This is a genomic window from Mycobacterium sp. ACS1612 (genome assembly GCF_001667505.1).
GTDB lineage: Bacteria > Actinomycetota > Actinomycetes > Mycobacteriales > Mycobacteriaceae > Mycobacterium.
The window spans coordinates 39116-64422 of sequence record NZ_LZHZ01000045.1; the positions used below are offsets into that span (position 1 = coordinate 39116).

30 protein-coding genes and 1 riboswitch are annotated in these 25307 nt (G+C 68.0%); of the genes, 12 read left to right on the forward strand and 18 right to left on the reverse strand.

The window, feature by feature from the left end; translation table 11 throughout:
- Nucleotides 1–48 precede the first annotated feature (48 nt).
- The gene (locus A5724_RS18320; protein ID WP_082965128.1) at nt 49–1533 is read left to right on the forward strand and encodes a class I adenylate-forming enzyme family protein; all 1485 of its coding nucleotides are present in this window, start codon (nt 49–51) and stop codon (nt 1531–1533) included.
- 1 nt (nt 1534) lies between these two features.
- Here the strand turns inward: A5724_RS18320 and A5724_RS18325 are convergent, their stop codons facing one another.
- The 3 genes from A5724_RS18325 to A5724_RS18335 all read right to left on the reverse strand — a co-directional run bounded on the left by A5724_RS18325 (nt 1535) and on the right by A5724_RS18335 (nt 3676).
- Nucleotides 1535–1960, reverse strand: coding sequence for a pyridoxamine 5'-phosphate oxidase family protein (locus tag A5724_RS18325; protein ID WP_067804964.1), 426 nt, complete (start codon nt 1958–1960; stop codon nt 1535–1537).
- A 21-nt stretch (nt 1961–1981) separates the two neighbouring features.
- A complete protein-coding gene (locus tag A5724_RS18330) occupies nt 1982–2203 on the reverse strand; it encodes a hypothetical protein (protein ID WP_067804966.1) in 222 nt (73 codons plus the stop codon).
- Between the two features lie 111 nt (nt 2204–2314).
- Nucleotides 2315–3676 (reverse strand): phenylacetate--CoA ligase family protein, encoded by a 1362-nt coding sequence (locus tag A5724_RS18335; RefSeq protein WP_067804968.1) that lies wholly within the window; start codon nt 3674–3676, stop codon nt 2315–2317.
- Between the two features lie 88 nt (nt 3677–3764).
- On the opposite strand from A5724_RS18335, the gene A5724_RS18340 reads away from it, so the two are divergent.
- Nucleotides 3765–4754, forward strand: coding sequence for an LLM class F420-dependent oxidoreductase (locus A5724_RS18340; protein ID WP_067804972.1), 990 nt, complete (start codon nt 3765–3767; stop codon nt 4752–4754).
- Here the strand turns inward: A5724_RS18340 and A5724_RS18345 are convergent.
- The gene (locus A5724_RS18345) at nt 4751–5110 is read right to left on the reverse strand and encodes a nuclear transport factor 2 family protein (protein WP_369830649.1); all 360 of its coding nucleotides are present in this window, start codon (nt 5108–5110) and stop codon (nt 4751–4753) included. The genes A5724_RS18340 and A5724_RS18345 overlap by 4 nt on opposite strands.
- Nucleotides 5097–5810 (reverse strand): SDR family NAD(P)-dependent oxidoreductase, encoded by a 714-nt coding sequence (locus tag A5724_RS18350; RefSeq protein ID WP_067804978.1) that lies wholly within the window; start codon nt 5808–5810, stop codon nt 5097–5099. Before A5724_RS18350 ends, A5724_RS18345 begins: the two co-directional genes overlap by 14 nt.
- A 120-nt stretch (nt 5811–5930) precedes the next feature.
- Here A5724_RS18350 and A5724_RS18355 point away from each other — a divergent pair, with 120 nt between their 5' ends.
- Entirely contained in the window at nt 5931–6854 is a 924-nt protein-coding gene (locus A5724_RS18355; RefSeq protein ID WP_067804981.1) for a LysR family transcriptional regulator, read from the forward strand.
- On the opposite strand, the gene A5724_RS18360 is transcribed toward A5724_RS18355, so the two are convergent.
- Nucleotides 6769–7950, reverse strand: coding sequence for a YbfB/YjiJ family MFS transporter (locus A5724_RS18360; protein WP_067804985.1), 1182 nt, complete (start codon nt 7948–7950; stop codon nt 6769–6771). The genes A5724_RS18355 and A5724_RS18360 overlap by 86 nt on opposite strands.
- A gap of 239 nt (nt 7951–8189) precedes the next feature.
- On the opposite strand from A5724_RS18360, the gene A5724_RS18365 reads away from it, so the two are divergent.
- A complete protein-coding gene (locus A5724_RS18365; protein ID WP_156752352.1) occupies nt 8190–8522 on the forward strand; it encodes a hypothetical protein in 333 nt (110 codons plus the stop codon).
- Between the two features lie 109 nt (nt 8523–8631).
- Nucleotides 8632–8976: a cupin domain-containing protein gene (locus A5724_RS18370; RefSeq protein WP_067805110.1), complete on the forward strand. Its 345-nt coding sequence runs from the start codon at nt 8632–8634 to the stop codon at nt 8974–8976.
- Here A5724_RS18370 and A5724_RS18375 read toward each other — a convergent pair.
- From A5724_RS18375 to A5724_RS18390, 4 genes are all read right to left on the reverse strand, one after another.
- A complete protein-coding gene (locus A5724_RS18375) occupies nt 8973–9314 on the reverse strand; it encodes a VOC family protein (protein ID WP_067804992.1) in 342 nt (113 codons plus the stop codon). The two genes, A5724_RS18370 and A5724_RS18375, sit on opposite strands and share 4 nt — an antisense overlap.
- 74 nt (nt 9315–9388) lie before the next feature.
- Nucleotides 9389–11038, reverse strand: a complete 1650-nt coding sequence (locus A5724_RS18380) for a DNA repair helicase XPB (RefSeq protein WP_067804994.1) — start codon at nt 11036–11038, stop codon at nt 9389–9391.
- A 72-nt stretch (nt 11039–11110) separates the two neighbouring features.
- Nucleotides 11111–12562 carry an alpha/beta hydrolase family protein gene (locus A5724_RS18385; protein ID WP_067804999.1) on the reverse strand — a complete coding sequence of 484 codons (1452 nt, stop codon included), beginning with the start codon at nt 12560–12562 and terminating at the stop codon, nt 11111–11113.
- A 48-nt stretch (nt 12563–12610) separates the two neighbouring features.
- Nucleotides 12611–14863: a helicase-associated domain-containing protein gene (locus A5724_RS18390; protein ID WP_067805002.1), complete on the reverse strand. Its 2253-nt coding sequence runs from the start codon at nt 14861–14863 to the stop codon at nt 12611–12613.
- Nucleotides 14864–14922: 59 nt separating this feature from the next.
- Here A5724_RS18390 and A5724_RS18395 point away from each other — a divergent pair, with 59 nt between their 5' ends.
- The 4 genes from A5724_RS18395 to A5724_RS18410 are packed head-to-tail and all read left to right on the forward strand — an operon-like array spanning nt 14923 to nt 16500.
- Nucleotides 14923–15120, forward strand: coding sequence for a hypothetical protein (locus tag A5724_RS18395; RefSeq protein WP_067805113.1), 198 nt, complete (start codon nt 14923–14925; stop codon nt 15118–15120).
- 2 nt (nt 15121–15122) lie between these two features.
- The gene (moaC, locus tag A5724_RS18400) at nt 15123–15599 is read left to right on the forward strand and encodes a cyclic pyranopterin monophosphate synthase MoaC (protein ID WP_082965129.1); all 477 of its coding nucleotides are present in this window, start codon (nt 15123–15125) and stop codon (nt 15597–15599) included.
- Nucleotides 15599–16075, forward strand: coding sequence for a molybdenum cofactor biosynthesis protein B (locus A5724_RS18405; RefSeq protein ID WP_197518711.1), 477 nt, complete (start codon nt 15599–15601; stop codon nt 16073–16075). The genes moaC and A5724_RS18405 overlap by 1 nt, the downstream gene beginning before the upstream one ends.
- Nucleotides 16072–16500 carry a molybdenum cofactor biosynthesis protein MoaE gene (locus A5724_RS18410; protein WP_067805005.1) on the forward strand — a complete coding sequence of 143 codons (429 nt, stop codon included), beginning with the start codon at nt 16072–16074 and terminating at the stop codon, nt 16498–16500. Before A5724_RS18405 ends, A5724_RS18410 begins: the two co-directional genes overlap by 4 nt.
- Before the next feature lie 4 nt (nt 16501–16504).
- Here the strand turns inward: A5724_RS18410 and A5724_RS18415 are convergent, their stop codons facing one another.
- The 4 genes from A5724_RS18415 to A5724_RS18430 form a co-directional block, all read right to left on the reverse strand.
- Nucleotides 16505–17824: a transglycosylase family protein gene (locus A5724_RS18415; RefSeq protein ID WP_067805008.1), complete on the reverse strand. Its 1320-nt coding sequence runs from the start codon at nt 17822–17824 to the stop codon at nt 16505–16507.
- Nucleotides 17825–17833: 9 nt separating this feature from the next.
- Nucleotides 17834–18040, reverse strand: a riboswitch (cyclic di-AMP (ydaO/yuaA leader).
- 217 nt (nt 18041–18257) lie between these two features.
- Entirely contained in the window at nt 18258–18512 is a 255-nt protein-coding gene (locus tag A5724_RS18420) for a MoaD/ThiS family protein (RefSeq protein ID WP_067805010.1), read from the reverse strand.
- A gap of 1 nt (nt 18513) precedes the next feature.
- On the reverse strand, nt 18514–19566 hold the full coding sequence (gene moaA / locus A5724_RS18425; RefSeq protein WP_067805014.1) for a GTP 3',8-cyclase MoaA: 1053 nt from the start codon (nt 19564–19566) through the stop codon (nt 18514–18516).
- The gene (locus tag A5724_RS18430; protein WP_067805016.1) at nt 19563–19961 is read right to left on the reverse strand and encodes a YccF domain-containing protein; all 399 of its coding nucleotides are present in this window, start codon (nt 19959–19961) and stop codon (nt 19563–19565) included. The genes moaA and A5724_RS18430 overlap by 4 nt, the downstream gene beginning before the upstream one ends.
- A 158-nt stretch (nt 19962–20119) precedes the next feature.
- Here A5724_RS18430 and A5724_RS18435 point away from each other — a divergent pair, with 158 nt between their 5' ends.
- The gene (locus A5724_RS18435; RefSeq protein ID WP_067805019.1) at nt 20120–20530 is read left to right on the forward strand and encodes a cold-shock protein; all 411 of its coding nucleotides are present in this window, start codon (nt 20120–20122) and stop codon (nt 20528–20530) included.
- A gap of 41 nt (nt 20531–20571) precedes the next feature.
- Nucleotides 20572–21573, forward strand: a complete 1002-nt coding sequence (locus A5724_RS18440; protein ID WP_067805022.1) for a glutathione S-transferase family protein — start codon at nt 20572–20574, stop codon at nt 21571–21573.
- Here A5724_RS18440 and A5724_RS18445 read toward each other — a convergent pair.
- On the reverse strand, nt 21570–22052 hold the full coding sequence (locus tag A5724_RS18445) for a DUF2771 domain-containing protein (protein ID WP_067805024.1): 483 nt from the start codon (nt 22050–22052) through the stop codon (nt 21570–21572). The two genes, A5724_RS18440 and A5724_RS18445, sit on opposite strands and share 4 nt — an antisense overlap.
- On the reverse strand, nt 22049–23647 hold the full coding sequence (locus tag A5724_RS18450) for an MFS transporter (RefSeq protein ID WP_197518717.1): 1599 nt from the start codon (nt 23645–23647) through the stop codon (nt 22049–22051). The genes A5724_RS18445 and A5724_RS18450 overlap by 4 nt, the downstream gene beginning before the upstream one ends.
- A gap of 147 nt (nt 23648–23794) precedes the next feature.
- Between A5724_RS18450 and A5724_RS18455 the strand changes: the two genes are divergently transcribed.
- Nucleotides 23795–24559 carry a DUF3027 domain-containing protein gene (locus A5724_RS18455; RefSeq protein WP_082965130.1) on the forward strand — a complete coding sequence of 255 codons (765 nt, stop codon included), beginning with the start codon at nt 23795–23797 and terminating at the stop codon, nt 24557–24559.
- Here the strand turns inward: A5724_RS18455 and A5724_RS18460 are convergent.
- Both A5724_RS18460 and A5724_RS18465 read right to left on the reverse strand, forming a co-directional pair.
- A complete protein-coding gene (locus A5724_RS18460) occupies nt 24556–25008 on the reverse strand; it encodes an SRPBCC family protein (RefSeq protein WP_067805033.1) in 453 nt (150 codons plus the stop codon). The two genes, A5724_RS18455 and A5724_RS18460, sit on opposite strands and share 4 nt — an antisense overlap.
- A gap of 20 nt (nt 25009–25028) precedes the next feature.
- A complete protein-coding gene (locus A5724_RS18465) occupies nt 25029–25268 on the reverse strand; it encodes a DUF2530 domain-containing protein (protein WP_067805036.1) in 240 nt (79 codons plus the stop codon).
- Nucleotides 25269–25307: the final 39 nt, after the last annotated feature.

The window sequence follows — 25307 nt, forward strand, 5'->3', positions numbered from 1 at the left end:
CCAGCACGCTGCCTGCCTGCTGTGGTTGTCGTTGGCTATCGTCTATGCGTGCCCGAAAGCTTTACCGAAACGTTCGCGGCAGGGCTCGCGAGCTACGGTGCGAAGCAGTGCATCGAATTCCACGGCCGCTGGTACACCGGTGACGACATCACCGCATACGCCGACGCCCTCACCACGGCCCTCGGCGACGCGGGCGTGCCTCCCGACGCGCCCGTCGGCCTGGTGGTCCGCAACCGGCTTCCGCACGCCGCCGCGATCATCGGCTTCCTCGCGTCGGGCCGGCCTGTCTCGATGATCTACTCGTTCCAGTCGCCCGAGGCCATCGGCCGCGACATCGAGAAGCTGAATCCGGCTGCCGTCGTCGCCGACCGCGAGGACTGGTCCGACGAGGCCGTCACCGCCGCGAAGCGTTCCGGCAGCGCGGGCGTCGCGATCTCGTTGACGTCGCCGCGCGTCGCGGCCGTCGACGGACTCGAACGCAGAGACCCCGAACACGCGCACGCCGACGTGGAACCTGGTGTGGCGCTGCAGATCCTGACCAGCGGCACCACCGGCCCGCCGAAGCGGCAGGACATCAGGACGTCGGTGCTGGAGCGCACGGTGTTCAGCGTGACCAGCGGCGAGAAGGCCCCGCCAGACGCTCCGCCCGAGTTCGCCTACTGGCAGTTCGGCGGCATCGGAGTATGCCAGTTGGTGGCGGGTGTGCACAATGGCAGACGCATCGTGATGCTCGAACGGTTCACCGTCGACGGGTTCGTACATGCGATCAAGACCCACCGCATCAAGCGTTCCGGGGTGCAACCGGCCGTCGTCCGTATGCTGCTCGACGCCGACGTGCCCCCCGAAGATCTCGCGTCGCTGGACTTCCTGATCAGCGCGTCCGGCCCGCTGGACCCCGAGACCCGCGACGAGTTCGAAAAGCACTTCGGCATCCCGATCCGGTTGGCCTATGGGGCAACGGAATTCGCGGGTTCACTGTGCGCCTGGACGCCCGCTGACATCGACAGGTTCGGCGAATCCAAACGCAACAGCGTGGGCAGACCACTGCCCGATACCCAGGTGCGCGTCGTCGACCCGGACACCGGAGGCCAGTCGCCATCCGGTGAGCAGGGTCTACTGGAAGCGAAGGTCTCCTCGATCGGTCCCGACTGGATCCGCACCACCGATATCGCGTCGATCGACGCCGACGGGTTCGTCACCCTGCACGGCAGGGCCGACGGCGCCATCAACCGCGGCGGGTTCAAGATTCTCCCGGAAACCGTTCGGCGCGTGCTCATCTCACATCCGGCCGTGCGGGACGCCTGCGTGGTGGGCGTACCCGACAAGCGGCTGGGGCAGGTTCCGTTCGCGGCCATCGAAACCACGCCGGGAATGCCTACTCCTACGGCCGACGAGCTGAAAGACCTTGTCCGCCAGTCATTGTCGGTTTACCACGTGCCCGTCGACTTCGCCGTCGTCGACGAACTGCCGCGCAACCCCGCGCTGAAGGTGAGCCTGCCCGCGGTCGCGGCGCTCTACGACGCGCGGAGTTGACTCACAACGCGCCGAGATCGGACGAAAGCCAGTGCTCCGGTTTCATGAAGATGGCTACACCCACGCCGTGTTCCCTGCGGGCGAATTCCAAGTAGGCGTCCACCTTGTCGGCAGGCAGATAACGCTTCACCATCTCGACGAGCTGTTCGTCGGTGGCCGGCTCGATGCGGCTCACCGGCCCGTCGACCGCGACATAACGCACCGTCGGCTCGACGCGCTCGACCATCAACGTGAATTCACCCTGCGCCTCGATCAACCGGTGCTTGCGTGAGCCTTCTCCGGTGTGCACCCACGGCTCACCGCCGGGCGTGTACTGGTACCAGATCGGGACGGTGAGTGGTCCGCGCTTGTCGCCTGCGCTCACCGACAGCGCCGCGATGTGCGGCTCGGCCAGAAACTGTTCGCGTTCGTCCTTGGAGAGGGCCATGGATCCAAGGCTAGTCGCGCGTCAGCACCAGGCCCTCGAGAAAAACGCCATCGCGACGATGCCGATTGCCAGGGCCGCCTGGGTCTGGCCCATCGAGGCCGTGCTGACGATCCCTGCGAGCGCGCAGATCGCGATGACGGCCAAAAGCGAGTTCTTCACCCAGTGGATGCCGTCGACCGAACCCCCGGCGCCCGACAGCCTGGCTTTGGGCCCCGGAACTGAACGACCGTTGTGTTCGAGCACAGGGGCCCCCTTTGTGTTTCAGCTCACATTTAGTTGCCGATGTGAGGCACACCATATCGCATATCGGCGGTTCGCTGGCAGATTCCGAGGTGACGTTTGGGTCCCGTTCGGCTACAGCGCGATGAATCGCTTGAGTTTGCCACTGGCCTGGTTGCGGGGGATGCGGTCGACGATCCGGATGGCCACCGCGGGGTCCGTAAGCCCGCAGCGGCGCAACGCGCTGACCATCGATGTCGTCAGCGTGCCGACATCGGGGCGACCGACGGTGAGGATCTCGGCGCCCCTGTTCGTCTGCGTCACCTGGTACTCGGAGATGCGCGGATCGGTGCCGAGTACATGGCGGAACGTGACGGCGGGCACCGTGATCGGGCCATAGCGGAAGTCGTCGTCGCGGCGGCCGCCGATATCGGCGACCCGGGCGAACGCGCTGCCGCACTGGCACGGTCCGGGTATCAAGGTGACCTCGTCGCCGAGGTCATAGCGGATGAACGGAAACGTCAGGTTGGCCAACCCGGTGGCCAGTGTTCTGGCCGCCGGTTCGTCGGGTCCGACCGGTGCGCCGTTGGCGTCGACGCGTTCGAGCACCACCTCGTCCTCGCAGATGTGCAACCCGTCGCCGACCCCGCACGCGACCGCCTGCACCCCGATCTCGGTGGATCCCCACAGGTTGTGGATCGGGACGCCCCATGCCTCGGCGATCGCCGCGCGGTCTTCCTCGAGCAGCGGTTCTGAATTGGTGCTGACCCGGACGGGGTGACAGTCCAGTTCGCCCGCCAGCGAGGCCCTGGCGAGTCGCCCGATGACGGACGGATAACCCACGAGATGTGTGGGTCGCGCGTCCGCAACGGCGGCGAGCACCTCGTCGAACGGGTCGCCCGCAGGGATCACCACGGTCTGCATGCCCGCCGCGGTGGGCACGTCGAACAAGGGGGTGCTGGCATGCGGCGGCATCCCTGCCTCCAGGACGGCCAACACCGTCGGCCGCGACGGTTCTCGTTGCTCCGCCCGCGCCTGGGCCCGCCACGCCAGACATGCGGCCGACACGAAGAACTGCCAACCCCACACATACACGCCGCGTACCCCGCTCGAGCCGCCCGAACTGAACATCTGATAGCCGTCGGGCGTGTAGGAATACCATTCCTGTTGCCGCAGAATGCGTTCCGCGCGCTCACGGGTGAGCCTGCGGTCGGTGACGATGTCGTCCCAGCTGGCCTGCGCCTCCTGCTTCGTCATCACGGGCAACGTCGCCAGGTCGGCCACCGACGCGGAGGACAGGTCCAGGGCGCGCAGCCGACGCGCGTGAAACGGCGAGCGCTGCCTGGCGTACGCCAACAACTCGCGGAGTCGGTGCTCGCGGTACTGGTTGATCTGGTCCGGTGTCCAGTCGAGGCGCGTGACGTGATCCACGAGCGCGGCCTGAACCGCGTTCAGATGGACGGCGCGCATGCGCTCGTATTTGGCTCGGGCCGTCATGGAGTCCTACGTTCAGCGCTATTTGACGTGTCCGTCAATCAGCATAGGTCCAGCGCGTCCCCAGATGGCGGATTTAAAGTCGACTGTCATGCGCTTCGGACTCTTCATCCCGCAAGGCTGGCGGCTCGATCTCGTCGACATTTCCCCACAACAGCACTGGCCGGTGATGCGCGACCTCGCTGCCTACGCCGACGGCGGTGCGTGGGACTCGTTGTGGGTCTACGACCACTTCCACACGGTGCCGGTGCCGACGCATGAGGCCACCCACGAGGCGTGGTCGCTGATGTCGGCCTACGCGGCGTCCACGTCGCGGATCAAGCTCGGCCAGATGTGCACGGCGATGGGCTATCGCAACCCCGTCTATCTCGCGAAGGTGGCCGCCACCGCCGACATCATCTCCGGAGGCCGGGTGCAGATGGGCATCGGCGGCGGCTGGTATCAGCACGAGTGGGAGGCCTACGGTTACGGCTTCCCGTCGCCCGGCGTCAGACTGGCCATGCTGGACGAGGGTGTGCAGATCATGCGCGACGCGTGGCGCCATGGTGAAGTCACCCTCGACGGTAAGCATTACCAGGTCGAGGGCGCGATCGTGGAGCCAAAACCGTTGCAGGACGGCGGTCTTCCGCTGTGGATCGCGGGCGGCGGTGAGAAGGTGACGTTGCGCATCGCGGCCAAGTACGCGAATTACACCAACTTCACCTGCGAGCCCGAGGGGTTCGCGCACAAGTCGCAGGTGTTGGCCGGCCATTGTCGCGACGTCGGCACTGACTACGGCGCGATCGTGCGGTCGGCCAACTTCAACGCCGTGGTCGGCGAGTCGGAGGCCGAGGTCACCGACCGGGCGGCCCGTGTGCGGGACAGGTTGGTCTCCGTGGCGAACGAGGCTGCGGTCGACGCCATGTTCGGCACCGTGACGGCCCCGGAGTCCGCGAGCGGAACTCCCGAGCAGATCGTCGAGAAGCTGACGCGGATGCGTGAACTCGGCTGCGAATACGCGATATTGAACTTCCCTGAGGCTGCCTACGACCGCTCGGGCATCGAGTTGTTCGAACGTGAGGTCATCCCCGCTCTGAGCTAGCTGGCTGCCGATGCCTGGTAGTGCAGGATGCGCCAACCGGCGTCCGTGTGTGTCAACAGCACACCCAGATTCAGACTCACCGTCGGCCGATCCGAGTACGAGAAGTCGGCGCGGACGTATCCGAGCACCAGATCGCCTGCGGGTCTGCGTGTTTCCAACACCCGGTAGCTGACCGTCATGTCGAGTGGCTGGCTGTCGTAGTACTCGAAGACTCCGTCGGGGCCCACACTGTACGGGCGTAGGCCCTGAAAGAGAGCGTCCTCGGTGAACACCGCTGCGACCCGCCGCGGTTCGTGCGCGTCGATTCCCGCCTGCCACTGGTCGAGGACACCACGCAGAATCTCAATGTCCTGCACTTTGACCACCGTCCACATGCAGGATCTCACCGGTGACGAACGGCGCGTTCTCCAGATACAGGACCGCGTCGACGACATCGTCGATCTCACCGAGCCTGCCGACGGGATGCAGCTTCGCCAGCGCGTCGTGTGAGGCGGGATCGTGCATCGGGGTGCGGATGATGCCGAGTGCCACTGCGTTGGAGCGGATTCCGCGTTCGGCGTACTCGACGGCAAGCGCCCTGGTGACCGCATTCAAGCCGCCCTTGGTCAGCGACGCCAACGCCGACGGCACCGCTGAGTTCGCGTGGTCGACCAGGCTGGTGGAGATGTTGACGACGTGACCGCCGCCCTCCCGCGACAGCATCGCCGCGACCGCCGCACGGGACACCTCGAAGAATCCGCGCAGGTTGACTCCGGTGACCGCGTTGTAGTCCTCGTCGGTGTACTCGGTGAACGGCTTCGGAATGAAGATGCCTGCATTGTTGACCACGGTGTCGACCCGGCCGAACCGCTCCATCGCCGCCGCCACGATGCGCTGCCCGACCCCGGGTTGCCCAATGTCACCGGGCACCGTCAGGATCATCGGGTCGTCGCTCTCGCCGATCGAGCGGGAATTGGCCACCACGGCGTAGCCGAGTTTGCGATAGCCCGTCACCAGGTGTTCGCCGATGCCCTGGGAAGCGCCGGTGATGATGGCGACGCGTTGTGAGTTGATCATGTCTTTCGATCCCTTCGTCGTGCGGATGCACGCTGCAACGCAAGACCTGGCCGCCTCGATTGCCCGCGGGTGCGACCGGTTAGCTCTCTGGTGAGAGGGATCGCCTACTACGCTTGCCGCGTGGAGCTGCGTCAACTCCGCTATTTCGTGACCGTCGCCGAGGAGCTGAACTTCGGCCGCGCGGCCGAGCGGTTGCACATCGCGGGCCCTTCGCTGTCTCAGCAGATCAAGGCTCTGGAGCGGGATCTGAAGGTCAGCCTGTTCGACCGGGACCGCCGCTCGGTCGCCCTGACACCGAGTGGGGCAGCTCTGCTGCCGCATGCTCGGGCGCTGGTGGAGCAGGCCGACGATCTGCGCAGGCGGGCGGCGGGCTTGACGGCCTCCGAGCCGGTACGCATCGGGTACGTGAATTGGTGTCCGACCGACTGGGCCGAAAGGGCCGCCGGGGTGGCGCAACTGCGCGTCGACACTTGGGTGATGCCGTCGCACGCACAGGCCGCTCGCGTCGCCGACGGAAGCCTCGACCTGGCGATCTGCTGGGTCCAGACAACGGATCTCGAGTCGCTGTCCCTCGACGCGCACCTGATCGGGGTGGATCGGCTGTACGCGTTGAGCGTCGGTTCGGACACGTCAGCGGTCGACGCGAAAGACACCCTGGTGCTGTTGGACGCCGACGAGGCCAGTTGGTCGTCGTGGAACCGATACGCCGAGCAGTTCGCGGCGGACACGGGAGCCCGAGCGGTCCGCGTCGACGACGGGGGAGTCACGGGGCAGGAGTTTTTCGAGCACATCCGGCGGTTGCGCAGGCCGGTGCTGAACAACCCCAAAGGTCAGGACGTGCCAGAGCCCACCGGTCTGGTGCGGCGACCGGTCGTCAACCCCGCACCGCTGTGGACGTGGTCGCTGGTGTGGCGCCGCGATGACGACAACCCCGTCGTGCGCGCCGTCATCGCCGAATTCACCCGCGACGCTCCAGCGCTAGACGTTCGCGGGGCGTGGCTACCTGCCGCGGATCCGCATCGGCCGACGGGAACCCGAATCTGAGCAGACCCGCGACCGTCGCCGATGCCAGCACGACCGCCGCCGCAACCAGCAGCGCAGGTGAAAAACCGTGGTGCAGAAGCGGTGTCACCGCGATCGGGCCGACGATCTGGCCGACAGAGTAACCACTTGTCAGCAACGCCACCGCGCCGGGGAAGCCGAGCAGCCGACCGGCCGCCAAAGCCATCGTGCTGACCCCGATGAAGGTGGCTCCGAACAGGGTCGCCCCGACGAACGCCGCGATGGGTCCGGAAGCCATGGCGGGCAAGGCGATTCCGACCGCCTGCAGCAGCAACGCGCCGACGAGCAGGGTCGGATGCGACCACCGCGCGCAGAGCCACGCCCACAGCGCGGCTGACGGAACCGCGGCCAGGCCGACGAATATCCAGGCGCCGCCGCCGAGCCAGCCGGCCGACGTCTGCCTGATGGCGGCGACCAGGAAGGTTCCCGCGATGATGTAGCCGATGCCCTCCAGCGTGTAGCTGACGAACAGCAGGGCGAACCATCGGTTCGCCCTGCGCCGAGGCGGTGACGGCACGGCAGCGGCAGTGGTCGTAGATCGACCCCGCATCGTCCACGCGCAGGCACCTAGCAGGGCGGCCAACGCCGCCGAGGTCCACCACGCGCCTTGCCATCCGGCCCCGGCGGGCATGGCCAGGACCAGTGCACCCGACAACGCGATGCCGAGACCGACGCCGCCGAAGCCCCAGCCCGGCAGGTGCGAAGGCAGGTGCTCCATCATCGAGTTGACGGCGATGACGAACACCACCGCGCTGGCGAAGCCGGCAACGGTACGCAGGACCAGCCAACCGATCATGTTGGGCCACAGGGGCATTGCGGCCAAACTGAACACCAGGACAACCAACGACGTTCGCCACGCGACCGCCGAGCGCGCCAACCGCGGCGATGCGGTGCCTGCCAGCGCGCCTGCGAGATAGCCGATGTAGTTCGCGGTGGCCAGCGCGCCGGCGGCTTTCGGGCCGAGCGCGGTCTGTGCCGTCATCAGCGGCAGGATCGGGGTATAGGCGAAGCGGCCGATGCCCATGGCGGCGCCCAACCCGGCGGCGCTTCGTCCGACGTGGGCCCAGTGCACATGCATTGCTCAAGGGTGCTGCCCAACGGGTTCGGCGGCCACGACCGAATAGCTCTCAGCTGGAAGGTGTTACCTCATGTGAGAGCGCGCACAGCTTCCTCCTGATCACCTGAGTTGATTACATACCGTATGCAATCCGTGCTACCTGTAAACGTGAATGGAAAGTAACTGTGTGCCACCGGAACTTGACGACCCGGTGAACCTGTGGGGTCGCTGACGTTTCCTTACTTGTAGAGGATCTGTGGGTGCTATCGATTACACGCGATGTTGGTGTCGAACCCCACCTTGCGGTGCGGGTGCCCCGGCCCCGTGTCGTCCATCCGCGTCCGGAGGCGTGGACGCGTCCGGCGCATCCGGCCGACATTGCCCAAGCCCGGCTGTTCGACGCGGTCCTACTAGGCGAAATAGCCGAGTTGGAAGAGCTTGCCGCGTCGATGGAGAAGCGTTGGTTGCGGCGATGTGAGCGTGGCATCGACGACATCAGTCGGCCCCCGGAGAACCTGGCCCGCATGCGCGGCCGGGTGGCCGAAGCGCAGCAATTACTGGACGCATTGCGGGACCGGTTTCCAACGGAGTGAGGGCACTTGCGGCCGCTCGAGGGAGATCCGCTCACGGTGATCGCAATCGACGGCCGCCCACACGGTCTGGGTCTTGCCTGTGCAGTCACTGACGACAATTGTGTTGGTGATGAACAAGGTTTCGCTTACTGCTATGGCGCGGGAGCAACTGGGAGCGGCCCGCTCGGCGAGCAGCGGACGCAGCGCGCACACCGTCTACGGCGGCCACGAGCATTCGCTGCGGCAGACGCTGATCGCGCTGACGGCCGGCAGTGAGATGGATGAGCACGAGAGTCCAGGCGAGGCAACGCTTCAGGTGCTCGTCGGAAGAGTGCGGCTGACCAATGCGGAAGTGCACTGGGAGGGCACGGTCGGCGACCACATCGTCGTGCCGCGGTCCCGGCATGGCCTGCAGGCCCTCGAAGACTCTGCCGTGCTACTGACTGTCGCCAAAGCCATTGGGCCGCACGTCTAGCGGTGGCTCAGCACATTGACGATGTTGCCCGATGGGTCGGCGAAGAAAAACCTTCGCACGCCCCACTCCTCGTTGCTGAGCGGATGGACGATCTTCAGTCCCGCCGCCACCGCGGCCTGATGCGCCGCGTCGACGTCGTCGACTTCGATCGAGACATTCGGGTTGACCGGCGCCGTCTTGTCTTTGGTCATCAGGCTGACTTGGTGGCGAAGCTCGCCCGAATCGTCCGGGCCGGCCAGCGTGACGATCCAGCCGTGGTTCATCACCTCGTGCAGGCCCAGCACACAGATGTACGCGTCGCGCGTGGCCTCGACGTCCGGCACCGTGAGAACCGGCATGACGCGACGGACCCTTTGGGTCGAGCTCCTCAATCCGGACTCGTTCCTCGCCGCTTGATCGTCGCTCGACGCCGTCATATCGCCGGCCCCAGCAGGTCGTCGGCGTCCTTGATGACGTAGCCATAGCCCTGTTCGGCGAGGAACCGCTGCCGGTGCGCGGCGTATTCGGCATCCAGGCTGTCGCGGGAGACCACCGAGTAGAACATCGCCCCGCCGCCGTCGTGCTTGGGTCTCAGCAGCCTGCCCAGCCGCTGTGCCTCTTCCTGACGCGATCCGAAGGTGCCCGAAACCTGAACGGCCACAGAGGCTTCTGGTAGGTCGATGGAGAAGTTGGCCACCTTGGACACCACCAGGGTGGAGATCTCGCCGCTGCGGAACGAGTCGAAGAGCGCCTCACGCTCGGCCGTCTTCGTCGAGCCCTGGATCACCGGCGCGTCGAGTTCGGCACCCAATTCGTCGAGTTGGTCGAGGTAGGCGCCGATCACCAGCGTCTGCTCGCCCTTGTGTTTCTCCAGGATCGACTTCACCACCGCGATCTTGGTGTGCACCGTCGAGCACAGCTTGTACCGCTCGTCGGGTTCGGCGGTGGCGTAGAGCATCCGCTCGTTGTCGGTCATGGTCACTCGCACCTCGACGCATTCGGCGGGCGCGATCCAGCCCTGCGCCTCGATGTCCTTCCATGGCGCGTCGTAGCGCTTGGGTCCGATCAGGCTGAACACATCGCCCTCACGGCCGTCTTCCCGGATCAGCGTCGCGGTCAGCCCGAGCCGCCTGCGCGACTGCAGGTCGGCCGTCATCCGGAACACCGGCGCGGGCAGCAGGTGCACCTCGTCGTAGATGATCAAGCCCCAGTCGCGGCTGTCGAACAACTCGAGGTGGCGGTACTCGCCCTTGGTGCGGCGGGTGATCACCTGGTAGGTGGCGATGGTGACCGGGCGGATCTCCTTGCGCTCGCCGGAGTATTCGCCGATCTCGTCCTCGGTCAGCGACGTCCGGTTGATCAACTCACGCTTCCACTGCCGCCCCGCAACCGTGTTGGTCACCAGGATCAGCGTGGTCGCCGACGCCTTGGCCATGGCCGCCGCGCCGACGAGCGTCTTCCCTGCACCGCACGGCAGCACCACCACACCCGAGCCGCCCTCCCAGAACGAGTCCGCGGCCATCTGCTGGTAGTCGCGCAGCTGCCAGTCCGCCTGATCCAGCGCGATCGGGTGCTTCTCGCCGTCGACGTAGCCCGCCAGATCCTCTGCGGGCCAACCGATTTTGAGCAGCATCTGCTTGACGCGGCCGCGCTCGCTGTTGTGCACGATCACGGTGTCGTCGTCGATGCGGGCACCGAGCATCGGGGCGATCTTCTTGTTGCGCAGCACCTCCTCGAGCACCGCGCGGTCGAAGCTGACCAACGTCAGCCCGTGCGCCGGATGCTTGACCAACTGCAGCCGCCCGTAGCGGGCCATGGTGTCGACGATGTCGACGAGCAGCGGTTGGGGCACCGCGTAGCGGGAGAAGCTGACCAATGCGTCGACGACCTGCTCGGCGTCGTGGCCCGCCGCGCGCGCGTTCCACAGCGCCAGCGGGGTGATGCGGTAGGTGTGGACGTGCTCGGGCGCGCGCTCGAGTTCGGCGAACGGGGCGATCGCCGCGCGCGCCGCGCCTGCCAACGCGTGGTCGACTTCGAGCAGCACCGTCTTGTCGGACTGCACGATCAGGGGGCCGTCGGTCATGCGCGATCCGCCTGCGCTTCTCGCTTGAAGGTCATTGTGTCCATTATCCGGATCACTCCGACGTGCCTGCGTTCAGCGGGTGGCGGTCTGCGGCGGGGGAGGGCCCGCGGGGGCGCCGCCGCCCTGGCCGGGCAGTGGGATCTTCGGCGCGTCCGGTGTGGCGATCTGACCTGCCAACCACGGCAACGCCGCGGTGAACACGTCCGCCGCCAACGGCCAGTCGTGGCGGCCAGGGTGCGGGATTACCGCACACGTGATGCCGTTCGCGCGGCCCAGGCTGCACAGCGAGTTGGCGGCCTCCGTCTGGTCCGTCGGCATCCCGGCGGCGTCCTGGCCGCCGAGTCCGGTTCCGGTCATCTTCGGGAAACCGTCCTTGTGCTGCGGAGGCGCGTCCGAGGAGATCGCGAACCAGCCCGAGACACCGTGGTACGGCCCGTGCTTGTCGATCACCGTGGTCGGGTCGAACGTGGCCCACGCCGCGGCGTTCCCACCGTAGAGGCGCGCGATGGTCTGCTCCTTGGTGCCGGCGTTGGGTCCGGTGTCGCCGGCGATGTCGACGAACGTGCTGAACAACTCGGGATGCATCACGGTCAGATCGACCGCGCACGTTCCGCCCATCGACCAGCCGACGATGCCCCAGTTGGCGGGATCGGCCGAGACGCCGAACGTCGATGTCACGTAGGGCACGACGTCCTTGGTCAGGTGATCGGCCACGTTGCCGCGTGGCCCGTTCACGCATTCGGTGTCGTTGTTGAACGAACCGCCCACGTCGACGAAGACGAACACCGGTGTGTTGCCGTTGTGGTCCGCTGCGAACTTGTCGATGGGCGTGATCGCGTCGCCGGTGCGCGGCCAGTCCGACGGTGTGTTGAACTCACCGGCGATCATCATCACCACGGGCAGCTTGGGTGTATTCGCGGCGAACCAGGCGGGCGGTAGGTACACCAGTTCAGTCCGGTGCTTGAAGCCCGACGCAGCGGAAGGGATGGTCACCGGTACCAGCGCCCCGTGCGACGGAGCCCCCTTGCCACGCATCGCCATCACGGTGTTCATGTCGGTCTCGTCGGGCAACGGGCCGGCGGTCAGTTCGTTCCACGCCGCCTGCACGGTGCGGAAGTAACCGACCCACAGGTTCAGCGACACGCCCGCACTCAGCAGACACAGCAGCACGGCGGCCAGCGACACCCCGCGCCGCCACCATTGGGTGCCGCGCCAGCCCAGCACCGCGACCGCCAACGCCAGACCCGTCAACCCGACCCAGATCCACAGCGACGACGGGGCGGGGTCACCCGCGAGGCCCTCGGAGTCGATGTACCAGTGCGCCCACGCCGCCAGAATCAGACCGACAGCGACCGCCACCGGCAGCCACACCAGCCGCCATCGCCGTGACCGCCACCCGACGGCCACCGCAAGGGCCACCGCCGCGACGGCCCATATCGTCAGTGGTAGCCACCCGTGCAGCAGTGAAACCCCGCCGCGGTATCCGCCGACAGCCTGTGCAGCCGCGTCCAACGTCGTTGTCACACAGACATGTTCACCAACCCGTCTGTGAACTCGCTGTGCCGACGCTAACTATCCGGCATCGGCGGCGACCACCGAGGTGACCCGGTGGATCGCGAACTCGCGCACCCGGCCCGACGCCGGATCGTAGGCCGTCAGCTGCCCGCCGCGGACGTTGATCGGCGCCACCACCCGTTGGGTTGCCACTCCTGCGGGGTCGACGTAGCCGATCACCACCGAAGCCTGGTGGTGCGCGGCCTCCTGCAGTTGTGAGATCGCGACTGCGGGGTCGAGGCGCATGTCGTCGAACGACGCGGACGCCACCTTGCGCAGCACCGCGACGATCGCGCCGAGCGTCTGGCTGGTCGGCGTCGGTGGGCGGTAGCTGCGCCGCCGCCCCGGTGGCGCGGGCACCCGGGCGCCGCGTGCGCGGATGTCGACGATGGTGCCGGTTGAGTCCTCGGCCGCGGGCGCGAAACCCGCCTCCCGCAATCCGGCGAGCACATCGGAGATCGGCGCCTGCGACACCGCGACGGTCGGGGCGAGCAGCCGCATCTCCAGTTGGTCGACGGCGGGCGCCGCGACGGCCTGTGCGAGCAGCGCAGGGTCCTCACAGCGCACGAACGACTGGGCCATGCCGACGCGCAGTTGCCCGTGCCGACGCGCCACGTCGTCGATCAGATAGGTAAGGCCTTGCGGCACAGGAGTTTTCGAGTGCTTGCCGAACAGCGCATGCAACTCGCTTGCGGTCCGGCCGGTGTCGAGGGCGCGCCGGATCGACGCCTCGCTGATGCGATACACCATCGCCGCGCCCGCGGATTCCACCGTCGCCACCGACGCCAGTTGTTCGGCCAGGTCGCGCTGCAGCGGCCCTGGCACGATGACCGTCAGATCGGCCTGCAGCAGGAAGTGGTCGATGGGCGCGGGCAGCACCTTGTCCATCGCCGCGATCACCGCGTCGGCCGATTCGTCGGCGAGCATCTTGCGCGCGGGCGAGGCGATGGCGCCGCGGCCCACCAGGCCGACCGCATGTGCCTCGGCCAGCAGGTGACCGACGGGATCGGGTTGCAATCGCGCCGCCCACCGGGGGCGCCGCCACGTCATCGCGCGGGACGCGGAGATGGCGTCGACGCCGGACCCGGCGGGCAGGTCGGCCAACACGTCGAGCAGCAATCGGCGGTCCAGGGGTGCCGCCGTCGAGAACAACGAATCTGAAAGCGCGGCATAGGGTTTGCCGTCGGGGCCGCGGCTGCCGACCAGGCTCGGCCGTCCCGGCAGCTCCAGCCACGTCGTGGCCAGCAGATGCCACTTGGTGGCGGTCGACGACTCGACGAACCGGTCGGCCGCCACCGTCGGCGACCAATACGGCCCGAGGCCGCCGTCGTGCGGATCCGGTTCGGGCATGCCCGCCGCGATCAGCTTTGCCGCCGCCGACACCTCCAGGATGAGCCCGAGTCGGGAATCGTCGATGCCGGTGATCTTGGTCAGCCGCTTGACGTCGCGCACCCCCAGCCCGCCGCTGCGCAACTCGGGAACCGGTGTGGCGCCAAGCGTTTCGATCACCAGCTCGACCTCGCGCAGCAGGTCGAGCACCGCGCCCGCGGCCACCGCGTCGACGTCGGCGGCGGTGGTGGTGGACACCGTCGGATCGGGTTGCACCAGATGCACCGGGCCGGGCTGCTCGCCGCGCATCACCTGCCCGACCAGCCGCGGCAGGATCACGGTCTCGTCGTCGACCTGACGCAGCAGCCCGGCGGCCAACAGGCGCTGCACCGGACGGTCCGCCGGGGTGCCGGGGGCGGCGTCACGGGTGCGGCCCATCGGCGAACCCTCCAACAGGCGCTGCAGCAATTCGCGGGCGGGACCGTCAAGCGTTTCGAGTCGGGCGGCGATGTCGGTCTGCTCGGTGTCCTCGAGGGTGGCCTGGCCGGGAAGCCAGGGCAGCCCGGACGCGGCCTCGGCCACCACCCGCACGGTCGAGTCGCCCCACACGAGCGCCCGCTCGCGGAGGTCGTCGAGTGCGGCGGCGAGGGAGCCTTCGGGCGCGCGGTCCCCGACCAGCGCCAGTAGTTTGGCCAGCGGCACGGCGGCGGTGTCGGCGTGCAGCACCAGCAGCCCGTCGAGCAGCGCCAGGTGCAGGAAATCCAGCCCGTCGGTGGCGGCCTTGACCGACTGCCGGGCCTGGGCGCGGGCGGCCAGCGCGGCGATGGTGCCCGGCGGCGGTTGGGTCAGGTCGGGCCGCAGCTCCAGCAGCCGGATCAGCCGCTCATCGTCAAGCTCGGCCAGCCAGGCGCCCAGCGGGACGCCCGGAGAACTATCGGTCATTGCTGACCAGCGTAAAGCAGTTGGCCGGTGTCGCCACTGGCCGCTGGGCCTGCCACAATGTGCACGTGGCTGACAACAAAGGCAAGAAGCAGTACGTCGACCCGGGCTGGCCCGTGCTCGACGGCGATGACGATCACGCGGTCAGCGAGCTGGCCACTGACCGCACCGGTGCGCTGTCGCCATTCGGTGAGCTCGTTTTTCCACAGCCGGCCGACGAACTTCCCTACGTCCACCCCGTCACCGTCGTCAACAGGTAGCGGTGGACCAAGCACGTCGGCTGTCGCATCTGGATGAATCCGGTGCGGCGCACATGGTCGACGTCACAGGTAAGGACGCGACCAAACGCATCGCGGTAGCCGCGGGAACCTTCCACACCACCGCCGATGTCGTCGCGCTGATCGCATCCGGCGGGCTGCCCAAAGGCGATGCGTTGGCCACGGCGCGGGTCGCGGGCATCATGGCCGCCAAGCGCACCTCCGACCTGATCCCGCTGTGCCATCCGCTGGCGCTCACCGGTGTTGACGTCGACTTCGAGATCGGCGACGACCACGTCGCGATCACCGCCACGGTGCGCACCACCGACCGCACCGGCGTCGAGATGGAGGCGATGACCGCGGTCAGCGTCGCCGGGCTGACGCTTTACGACATGATCAAGGCCGTTGACCCCGCCGCCCGCATCGACGACGTCCGCGTACTGCGCAAAGAGGGCGGCAAGACCGGGCTGTGGACAAGGTGATGAGATCCGGCCGGGTGGTGATCGCCTCCACCCGCGCGGCGGCGGGAGTCTACGAGGACCGCACCGGCCCGGTGATCGTCGACTGGCTCAACGCGCAGGGCATCAGCACGCCGGCGCCGGTTGTGGTGGCGGACGGACCCGACGTCGGCACCGCGCTGTCCGCTGCGATCGGCGAGAACGTCGACGTGATCATCACGTCCGGCGGTACCGGAATCTCGCCGACGGATCGCACGGCTGACATCACCGCGGGCCTGCTCGACTACCAGATCCCCGGACTGGCCGACGCGATCCGGCGGTCCGGGCTGCCGCACGTGCCGACGTCGGTGCTCTCCCGCGGCGTGTGCGGCGTGCGGGGCCGCACGCTGATCGTCAACTTGCCCGGCTCGACGGGCGGGGTCAAAGACGGCCTCGGCGTGCTCGACGCGGTGCTCACCCACGCCCTCGATCAACTCAGCGGTAAGGACCACACCCGATGACCGCCGTCGTGCTGCGCGTCGAACTGACCGACCACCCCATCGAACTGTCGGACTACGAGGCGTTGGTGGCGCACGAATCTGCCGGAGCCGTCGTGGGATTCGCGGGTGTGGTGCGCGATCACGACGGCGGACGCCACGTCACGCGGTTGGAGTACTCGGCACACCCGGCGGCGCAACAGACGCTCGAGGAGGTGGCCGCCGAGATCGCGGCCGAGGCCACCGGCGTGCGCGCCATCGCGGTCAGCCACCGCATCGGCACGCTGCAGATCGGCGACGCGGCGTTGGTCGCTGCCGTCGCCGCGGATCATCGGGCAGCCGCGTTCGACACCTGCGCGCGACTCGTCGACACCGTCAAGGCGCGGCTACCGGTGTGGAAACACCAGTTCTTCGCCGACGGCTCCGACGAGTGGGTGAACTCCGCCTGACCCGTCAGGCCGGCGGCAGGACCGGCGCAGGTGCGTCGGGGGCGGGCGGCGGCGGAAGCGGCGCACCGGGCGGCGGCGCGGCCGGATCAGCCGGTGCGGGCGCGTTCGGCACGTTGGGGCCGGGGCCCTGCTGCGGGTACGGCGTGTTCATGTTGCGCTGAGCCAGGCCCATGATCAGCGCTTCCTTACCGCTGATCTCGTGGTTCTGCACCGCCGACCACAGGTCCTTCAGGTAGCTGACGTTGGGGCTGTCAGTGCCGTCGGCTCCTGGGTCCATCGTCGAACCGGGCGGCAGAGCGTCCGGGCTGGCCAGGTGCGGAACGCCGTCCGGCAGCGAGGGCAGCGCCGCAGGCACCGACGCGGGATCGGTGGTGGCCTGGTTCGCAAGGTCAAGCGCCTGGCCGGGAATGTTGACCGCGTTGAGCGGGGCCAGTGGGTCCGGCGCGGGTGCCGCAACGGCCCCCGGCGCGGGCGGCGCCGGGGGAGCCGGTGGGGCGGGCGGGAGCGGCGGCAGTGCGGGGTCGACCGGTGCCGGGTCGAGAGGTGCGGGCGCGTGCAGGGCCCACAGCTGCGGCTGGTCGGCTGGCGGCGGCGCGTCGGCGTGGTCCCAGTCGGCGGGGGCCGGGGCGGCCATGGGATCCGCGGGCGGCGCAACGTCCGCGGGTGCCGCGACATCGGCGGGCGGAGGAACGTCAGCAGGCGGCGGCAACGGCGCGTCCAGCGAGGCGTCGACGATCTGGGCCTGGTCCGGCGGAGGCGGAGGCGCGTCGGGCAGCGGAGCGGGTGGGGGCGGCGGCGCGTCAGGCGGAGGCGCGTCGGCGGGCAGCGGAGCCGACAGCGCGTCGATCGGCGCGGCGTCCGGCGGCGGCGGGGGAGCGAGCGGGTCCACCGGCGGCGGGGGCAGTTCGCCGTTCACATCGGGATTGTCGAGAGGCTGCGGCTCGACGACGTTGCGCGGGGTGGAGCCGGAAAGGCCTCGACCGCACACGGGCCAGGCGCCCTTGCCCTGGGTGGCGAGCACACGCTCGGCGACCGCGATCTGCTCTTCTTTGGTGGCCATGTGAGCGGAGGGGGCGAACTGGCCGCCGCCGTGTGACGACCATGTGCTCGGCGAGAACTGGAGCCCACCCTGGTAGCCGTTTCCGGTGTTGATCGCCCAGTTGTTACCCGATTCGCACTTGGCGACCTGGTCCCATTCGCCGTCGGTCGCGGCGCTGGCATGCCCGGCGAGGGCAAGGCTTCCACTTCCGATCACGGCGCCGGTGAAGGCGATCTTCGCGACATTTACTGCCGATGCAGTGGGCTTGCGGTGCCGTCCACTCATAGGTGCGCTAGATCCTCTCTTATGCACGCCTACGAGGTCAGCTGTCGGGTTCGGGCTGGAGAGGTTGCCCGGCCGTGTCAGACACGGCTTCACCCCAAGGGGCCGCTGAGCGGCTCCTGGTCCTTGTGTTCGGCGGACCGTTGGGTCCCCCGCCTCCATCCAGGTTGTTCGTCGTCGTCCCGTGTCCCAACGGATGGAGCTCGGCGTAGTTGAGCACGGCGGGCCAAACGATTAGGGGTCGATGGCTTGGGACGCAACGCTAACGGGTCGCGTTGGTCACGTCACCTTTTGCCGAACTCGGCGATTCGGGGCCAGGCAAATCTTAAAAGGGCTCTAAAACCCCAAGACGCCAACGCGTTTCCGCAGGAACACTTTCACAGGTAACGATTCGTGGTCATCTTGTGACCATTCCGTGATGTGACGCAAATCACGCTTATCCGCCTGCGAACGGGGGAAGAACATCGACGGTTTGAGTGTCGCTCAACGCCAACCCCAAGTCCCGCACCGCAATTCCGTCGCAGAGGTATGAGCATCGGCTCAACACTTTCGCCAGTGCGGGGTCCCGGTCGCCCAGTGTCTGCACCAACGAAGCGACTGTCGTTCCGGGCGCGACGGCGATGATCTCGTCGTCGAAGCCTGCGGCCGCGCGGGCGGCGGCAAAGTAGCGCACGGTCACCTTCACCGACACGTCAGCCGCCGATCGCGCTCATCGGGCGCTCCGGTTGTACGAAGTCCGGGTCGTTGATGCCGTGGCCCGCCGCCTTGATCCACATGGTGGCGCGCCAGGCGGCCGCCAGTGCGTCGTCGTCGGCGCCCGCCCGGATCAGGCGGCGTAGATCGGTCTCGTGGCGAGAGAACAGACAGTTGCGGATCTGGCCGTCGGCGGTGAGCCGGGTGCGGTCGCACGCCGCACAGAAGGCATGCGAGACCGAGGCGATGATGCCGACCTTGCCCCGCCCGTCGTCGACGTCCCACAATTCGGCGGGAGCCGAGCCCCGCGGCGCCCGGTCAGGCTGCAGATCGAAGTGTTCGCGCAGAGCGGCCAACACGTCGTCGGCGGCGATGGCCCGGCCGCGCTGCCACTGATGGCCGGCGTCCAGCGGCATCTGCTCGATGATGCGCAGCTGGTACCCGTGCTCGAGGCAGAACCGCAGCAGCGCGGGGGCGTCGTCGAGCCCGGTGACCGGATCCAGCACCGCGTTGACCTTCACCGGATTCAACCCGGCGGCCTTTGCGGCCGCGAGTCCCCGCAGCACGTCGGGCAGTCGGTCGCGGCGGGTGATGCGGGCGAACCGTTCCGCGTCGACGGTGTCGAGGGAGACGTTGATCCGGTTTAGCCCGGCCTCTTTCAGCGCGGCGGCCCGCTTGTCCAGCCCGATCCCGTTGGTGGTCAACGTGATTTCGGGTCGGGGCCGCAACGACGCGGTGGCGGCGACGACGTCTTCGAGGTGTTTGGCCACCAACGGTTCACCGCCGGTGAAGCGGACGCTGGTGATGCCGAGCCGGGTGACCGCGATGCGCAGCAGCCGCACCAACTCGTCGGTGCGCAGCAGTTGCTCGCCCGGAAGCCAGTTCAGGCCCTCGGCGGGCATGCAGTACGTGCAGCGCAGGTTGCAGCGATCGGTCAGCGACACCCGCAGGTCGGTGGCGACGCGGCCGTACGTGTCGACCATCGGACCGTCGATGGGCATTCCCTGCACGGGGCGCTGCACCGAAGGGACGCCGAGTTCGGTGATGGTCATGCGGCGGCCCGCACGAGTTGGCTGTCGACGGGCACGATCTCCTTGCCCAGCGGCAGCAACGACACCGGGATGAGCTTGAGGTTGGCCAGCGCCAGCGGGATGCCGACGATGGTGACGGCCATCGCGATGGCGGTGAGCACGTGGCCGATGGCCAGCCAGATGCCGAACAGGATGACCCAGATGATGTTGCCGATCAGCGCGCCCGGCCGCGTCCCCGGCTTGTCGACGATGGTGCGGCCGAACGGCCACAGCGCATACGACGCGATCCGCAGCGCGGCGAAGCCGAACGGAATGGTGATGATCAGGACGAAGCAGATGACGGCGGCCAGTAGATAGCCAAGCGCCAGCCACAGGCCGCCGAACAGCAGCCAAATGATGTTCAGTAGCAGGCGCATCTTCCCTCCAGCGGTTGTTCAAGACTACCGATATAAGGGGGTGCTGGCGGCTCTGGCCTCCGAGTAGGATCACCTAATCGCGTCCCGACGCAGGCGGGACGCTTTCCTTATGTAGTCAGTATGTAGTCAGTTCCTCCAGAGACAAGCGGGTGAGACCAGTGCCGACCGGCCGGGTTAAGTGGTACGACGCCGAGAAGGGCTTCGGCTTTCTGTCGCAGGAAGACGGCGAGGACGTCTACGTTCGGTCCTCGGCGCTGCCCGCCGGTGTCGAGGGTCTGAAGGCCGGGCAACGCGTCGAGTTCGGCGTGGCCGCCGGGCGTCGCGGCCCACAGGCGTTGAGCCTGAAGCTGATCGACCCGCCGCCGAGCCTGACCCGGACCCGCCGCGAGGGGGCGGCCGCCGAGCACAAGCACAGTCCCGACGAACTGCACGGCATGGTCGAGGACATGATCACGTTGCTCGAGAACACGGTGCAGCCCGAGTTGCGCAAGGGCCGCTATCCCGACCGCAAGGTCGCCCGCCGGGTGTCGGAGGTGGTGCGGGCCGTCGCCCGCGAACTCGACGCCTAGGGAGATGTCGCACCCGAATTCGGTTAGGGAAGACTGAACCCATGGCATACGTCGCAGGCGGTGGCGAGTTCAACCGCGATACCAACTACATCACCACGCGCATCACGGCCGACGGCCGCGACGGCTATCCCGTTGAACCCGACCGCTACCGGCTGGTCGTCGCGCGGGCCTGCCCGTGGGCCAACCGCACTATCATCGTGCGCCGCCTGCTCGGCCTGGAAGACGTACTCTCCATCGGCTTTTGCGGCCCGACACACGACGAGGACAGCTGGACCTTCGATCTGGACCCGGGCGGCGTCGATCCGGTGCTGAAGATTCCGCGGCTCAAGGACGCCTACCTGAAGCGGTTCCCCGACTACCCGAAGGGCATCACGGTGCCCGCGGTCGTCGAGGTCGCCACCGGTGAGGTGGTGACCAACGACTTCCCGCAGATCACGCTGGACTTCTCCACCGAGTGGACCAAGTTCCACCGTGAAGGCGCCCCACTGTTGTATCCGGAGGATCTGCGCGACGAGATCGACGAGGTGGCCCAGCGCGTCTACACCGAGGTGAACAACGGCGTGTACCGGTGCGGGTTCGCCGGCTCACAGGACGCCTACGAGAAAGCCTATGACCGGTTGTTCACCGCGCTGGACTGGCTGTCCGAGCGACTGGCGAACCAGCGCTATCTGGTCGGCGACACCATCACCGAGGCCGACGTGCGGTTGTTCACCACGCTGGCCCGGTTCGACCCCGTCTATCACGGGCACTTCAAGTGCAACCGGTGCAAGCTCACCGAGATGCCGGTGCTATGGGCCTACGCGCGGGACCTGTTCCAGACGCCCGGTTTCGGCGACACCATCGACTTCGTGCAGATCAAACAGCACTACTACATCGTGCACAAGGACATCAACCCGACGCAGGTGGTGCCCAAAGGCCCCGACCTGTCCAACTGGTTGACGCCGCACGGTCGGGAAGCGTTGGGCGGCAGGACCTTTGGCGACGGCACGCCGCCAGGGCCGACCCGTGCGGGTGAGCGGGTGCCTGACGGGCACGGCGCCTAGGGCCACACCGTCCGCACCGACCACTCCGCGTGCGGTACCGGGAACTCGTTGCCAGCCTCGTCACGGACCAGGGTCGGCAGTTGCACGGCGATGCCGAACAGTCTGCCCTGGTGCGGGTCGACGGTGGGGATGGTGACGGCGAGCTTGGTGTCCGGGCGGAATTCGCCGACCACGTCGCCGCCCTCGTACGAGCGCACCAAAACCCATGGCGCACGGGCGATTTCAGGTGGCACAGACAGCTGCACGGTATGCTTCGGGTCGACCGTCAGCTCGCCGTCGGTCTTCGGTGTTTCACAGTCGGTGGGGTTGAGCACCTCGCAGAATCGGTACGGCCCCACCCGCACCAGTTGGCCGTCCGAATAGGCGCTGATCTCCGGGTGCTCGGGCGGTGGGTGTTGCACCAGCCGCCACACCAGCACACCGGTCAGCACAGACGCGACGAGGACCACGATCGCCAGCGAGGCGATGACACGTTTCACTCGGGCGCCACCGCCGTCCGGTCCTGGCGTCCGCCCTCCTGCTCGGCGAGCACCGGACGGTTGCCGCCGAACCCGGGTATCAGCGATTCGCCGTAGTAGCTCACGATTGTCTGCGCCAGTCCGACGATCAGCACCGCGGTGATCGCGGTGAAGCCGACCCACAGGTCGGTGTACACCAGCACGCCGGTGGCTCCGCCCGCCACCCACGCCAACTGCAACAACGACTCCGAGCGCCCGAAGGCCGACGCCCGCGACTTCTCGGGCAGGTCGTTCTGCAGCGACGCGTCCAGCGAGGCCTTCGCGATCGCCGCGGCGGCCGACGTGATCAGCGTGGCGATCGCCGCGACCATCAGCTTCCCGGTCAGCGCGGTGGCCAACGCGAACAGCGTGACCGCCGTCGCGCACCGCACCACCAGCAGCGCAGGGTGGCCCAGCTTCAGCCGCGCCGCGGTGAAGTTGCCCGCGAAGTTGCCGATGGCCGCCGCCGCGCCGATCACCCCGAGGATGCGCAACTGCTCCCACCCGCTGGCGTCGTGCGACTTCGCGACGAACGCGGGGTACAGGAACAGGAACCCGACCATCACCTTGATGGTGCAGTTACCCCATAGTGCGGCAATGATGTTGCGGCCCAAGGGTTGTCGTGGCTCGGCCGACGATTTGTGCTGATCGGGGTGGCGTCGTGGTTCACCGCTGCGGCCGTGGTAGGACAGCGTGGCAGGCACCTCGCCCTCGGTCACCTCGACCCACTTGGGGATGCGCATCGACAGCGCCGCGCCGACAAGCGTCACCGCGACGACGACATACAGCGCGCCGGGCAGATGGATCAGGCCGAGCATGTACTCCGCGCCCGCGGCGATGGCGCCGCCGACCATGGTGCCGCCCAGCAAGCCGAACGTCGTCAGTCGCGAGTTGACCCGCACCAGGTCGATCGTCGGCGGCAGCACCCGCGGCGTCACCGCACTGCGCAACACGCTGAATGACTTGGACAGCACCATCATTCCGAGTGCACACGGATACAGCACCCACGACGGGTAGCTGCCCGTCGCGCCGTCGTAGTTGGCGACCAGCACCATCACCAGCGCGGTGCGCAACGCGAACGACAGCGCCAGCGCGATGCGGCGGCCGTGCTGCAGCCGGTCCAGCGCGGGGCCGATCAAGGGTGCGATGACCGCGAACGGCGCGATGGTGATCAAGAGGTACAGCGCGACCCTGCCCTTGCTCTCCCCGGACGCCGCGGCGAAGAACAGTGTGTTGGCCAATGCGACGGCCATCGCCGCGTCGACGGCGAAGTTGGCCACCACCGGCCAGGTCAGCGCGGTCAGACCCGATTTGTCGGCACCGTCGGCGGTGGCTGCGCGGTGCACCAAACCGTACATCTTTGAACCCATTTCGCGGCTGCGCTGCGCGGCCGCCCTGGTGACGGTGACCTTATGGCCGGCGCTCCCACCGGCGTTCCGGCGTGGTGGCGGGGGCTCCGAGGTGTACGGCCGCGCGGGCTCGTCGAGCGGCGGCAGCCAGCGGTTGGCGCTCGGCGTGGACCGGCGCGAGCGCCGGTAGCCGCCGTCGACGTTCGGTTCGCTGGGATAGTTCGCCATCCCGGGATGTTCATCGGACGGCGGGCGCGGCGGGAAGTAGCGAGGGTCACGCCGCGGTCCGGTCACCCCACGATTCTCCCCCATCGGGGCGGTAGCGGGCGTGCAGGTGACCGGTGTGGCTCCACGTTCGCGGGTCAGGCAGTATTGATGGCGATGGACAGCGTGAACACCGAAGATCGCCCCGATCTGGAGGCGGTGCTCATCGGCGCCGTCGAGCAGGCGCGCGCCGCGATCGTCGAGTTCAGCGGTGAGGACACCGTGGGCGAGTACCTCGGCGCGACGATCGAGGACCCGACGGCCGCCACCCATCGGTTTTTGGCCGACATGCCTGGTTATCGCGGCTGGCAGTGGGCGGTCGTGGTGGCTGGCTGCCCCGGCGCCGACCACGCCACGATCAGCGAGGTCGTCCTGGTGCCCGGCCCGACGGCGTTGCTGGCGCCGAAGTGGGTGCCGTGGCAGGAGCGCATCAAACCCGGCGACCTGAGCCCCGGCGATCTGCTCGCCCCGCCCGCCGACGACCCGCGGCTGGTGCCCGGCTATCTGGCCACCGGCGATCCGCAGATCGACGAGGTCGCCGTCGAGGTGGGCTTCGGTCGCCGCCAGGTGCTCAGCGAGTTGGGCCGCAGCGACGCCGCGCAGCGTTGGCACGACGGCGAGTTCGGGCCCTCTTCGGCGATGGCCCGCTCCACCCGGCGGGTCTGCCGGGACTGCGGCTTCTACGTTCCGCTGGCGGGCGCGCTCGGCAGGATGTTCGGCGTGTGCGCCAACGAATACGCCGCCGACGGAAACGTTGTCGACTCCGAATACGGTTGCGGCGCACACTCGGACACCCCGCAGCCGCCGGGCACCGGGTCGCCGATGTACGACCCGTTCGACGACGGTGTGCTCGACTTGGTCGAGCCGGAGAACTAGCGCTCCGCAGCGGCCTTGATACGCGACAGCGTCGCGTTCATCCCGTCGAGCAGTTCCTGTTCGAAGCTCGGCACACCGCCCATCAACGCGTTGATGCTCATGTTCGAGAACGCGGTGGTGCCGTTCTCGGCGTGGCGGGTTTCGGTGAGCCGGGTGCCGGACGCGGTGGGCTCCAGTTCGTAGCTCCAGATCGTCCGGTTGATCGGCACCCGGAACGCCAGTTTCGTCTCCGGGATGACCTCGGTGACGACGCTGGTCGTCGGCCAGTACAGCCGGTTGCGGCGGTTCAGGTTGACGGTCATGGTGCCCCGGCGCAGCGGCCCGAGCGCCTTCATCGCACGGCACTGCGGGCTCCACTGCGGCATCAGGCTCAGGTCCGAGACCAGTCCCCACACCTTGGCGACCGGCGCATCGATGTCGATCTGTGCTTGCAGTAGCGGCGCTGCCATTGCTTCTCCCTCGGTCGAATTCAGCTGAGCCCAGTCTGCGCCCCGCGCGATCCGCGACGCACGGCGCGCCGCTGCCACAGCACGATCGACGTGCCGAGCGCGCCGACCCCGAGGCCCGCGATCGTGTACGGACGCCACCCGTGCAGGTCGGAAACCGTGAACGCCAGTACGACGGCGACCAGCCAACCCGCGGTGATCACGACGATCACCGGCCACGGCTTCAATAAATTGGCCGGCAGGGCGGGCGGTTCGGGTGCCACGCAGACAAGGTATCGGATTAACGCGACCTTCCGGAGATG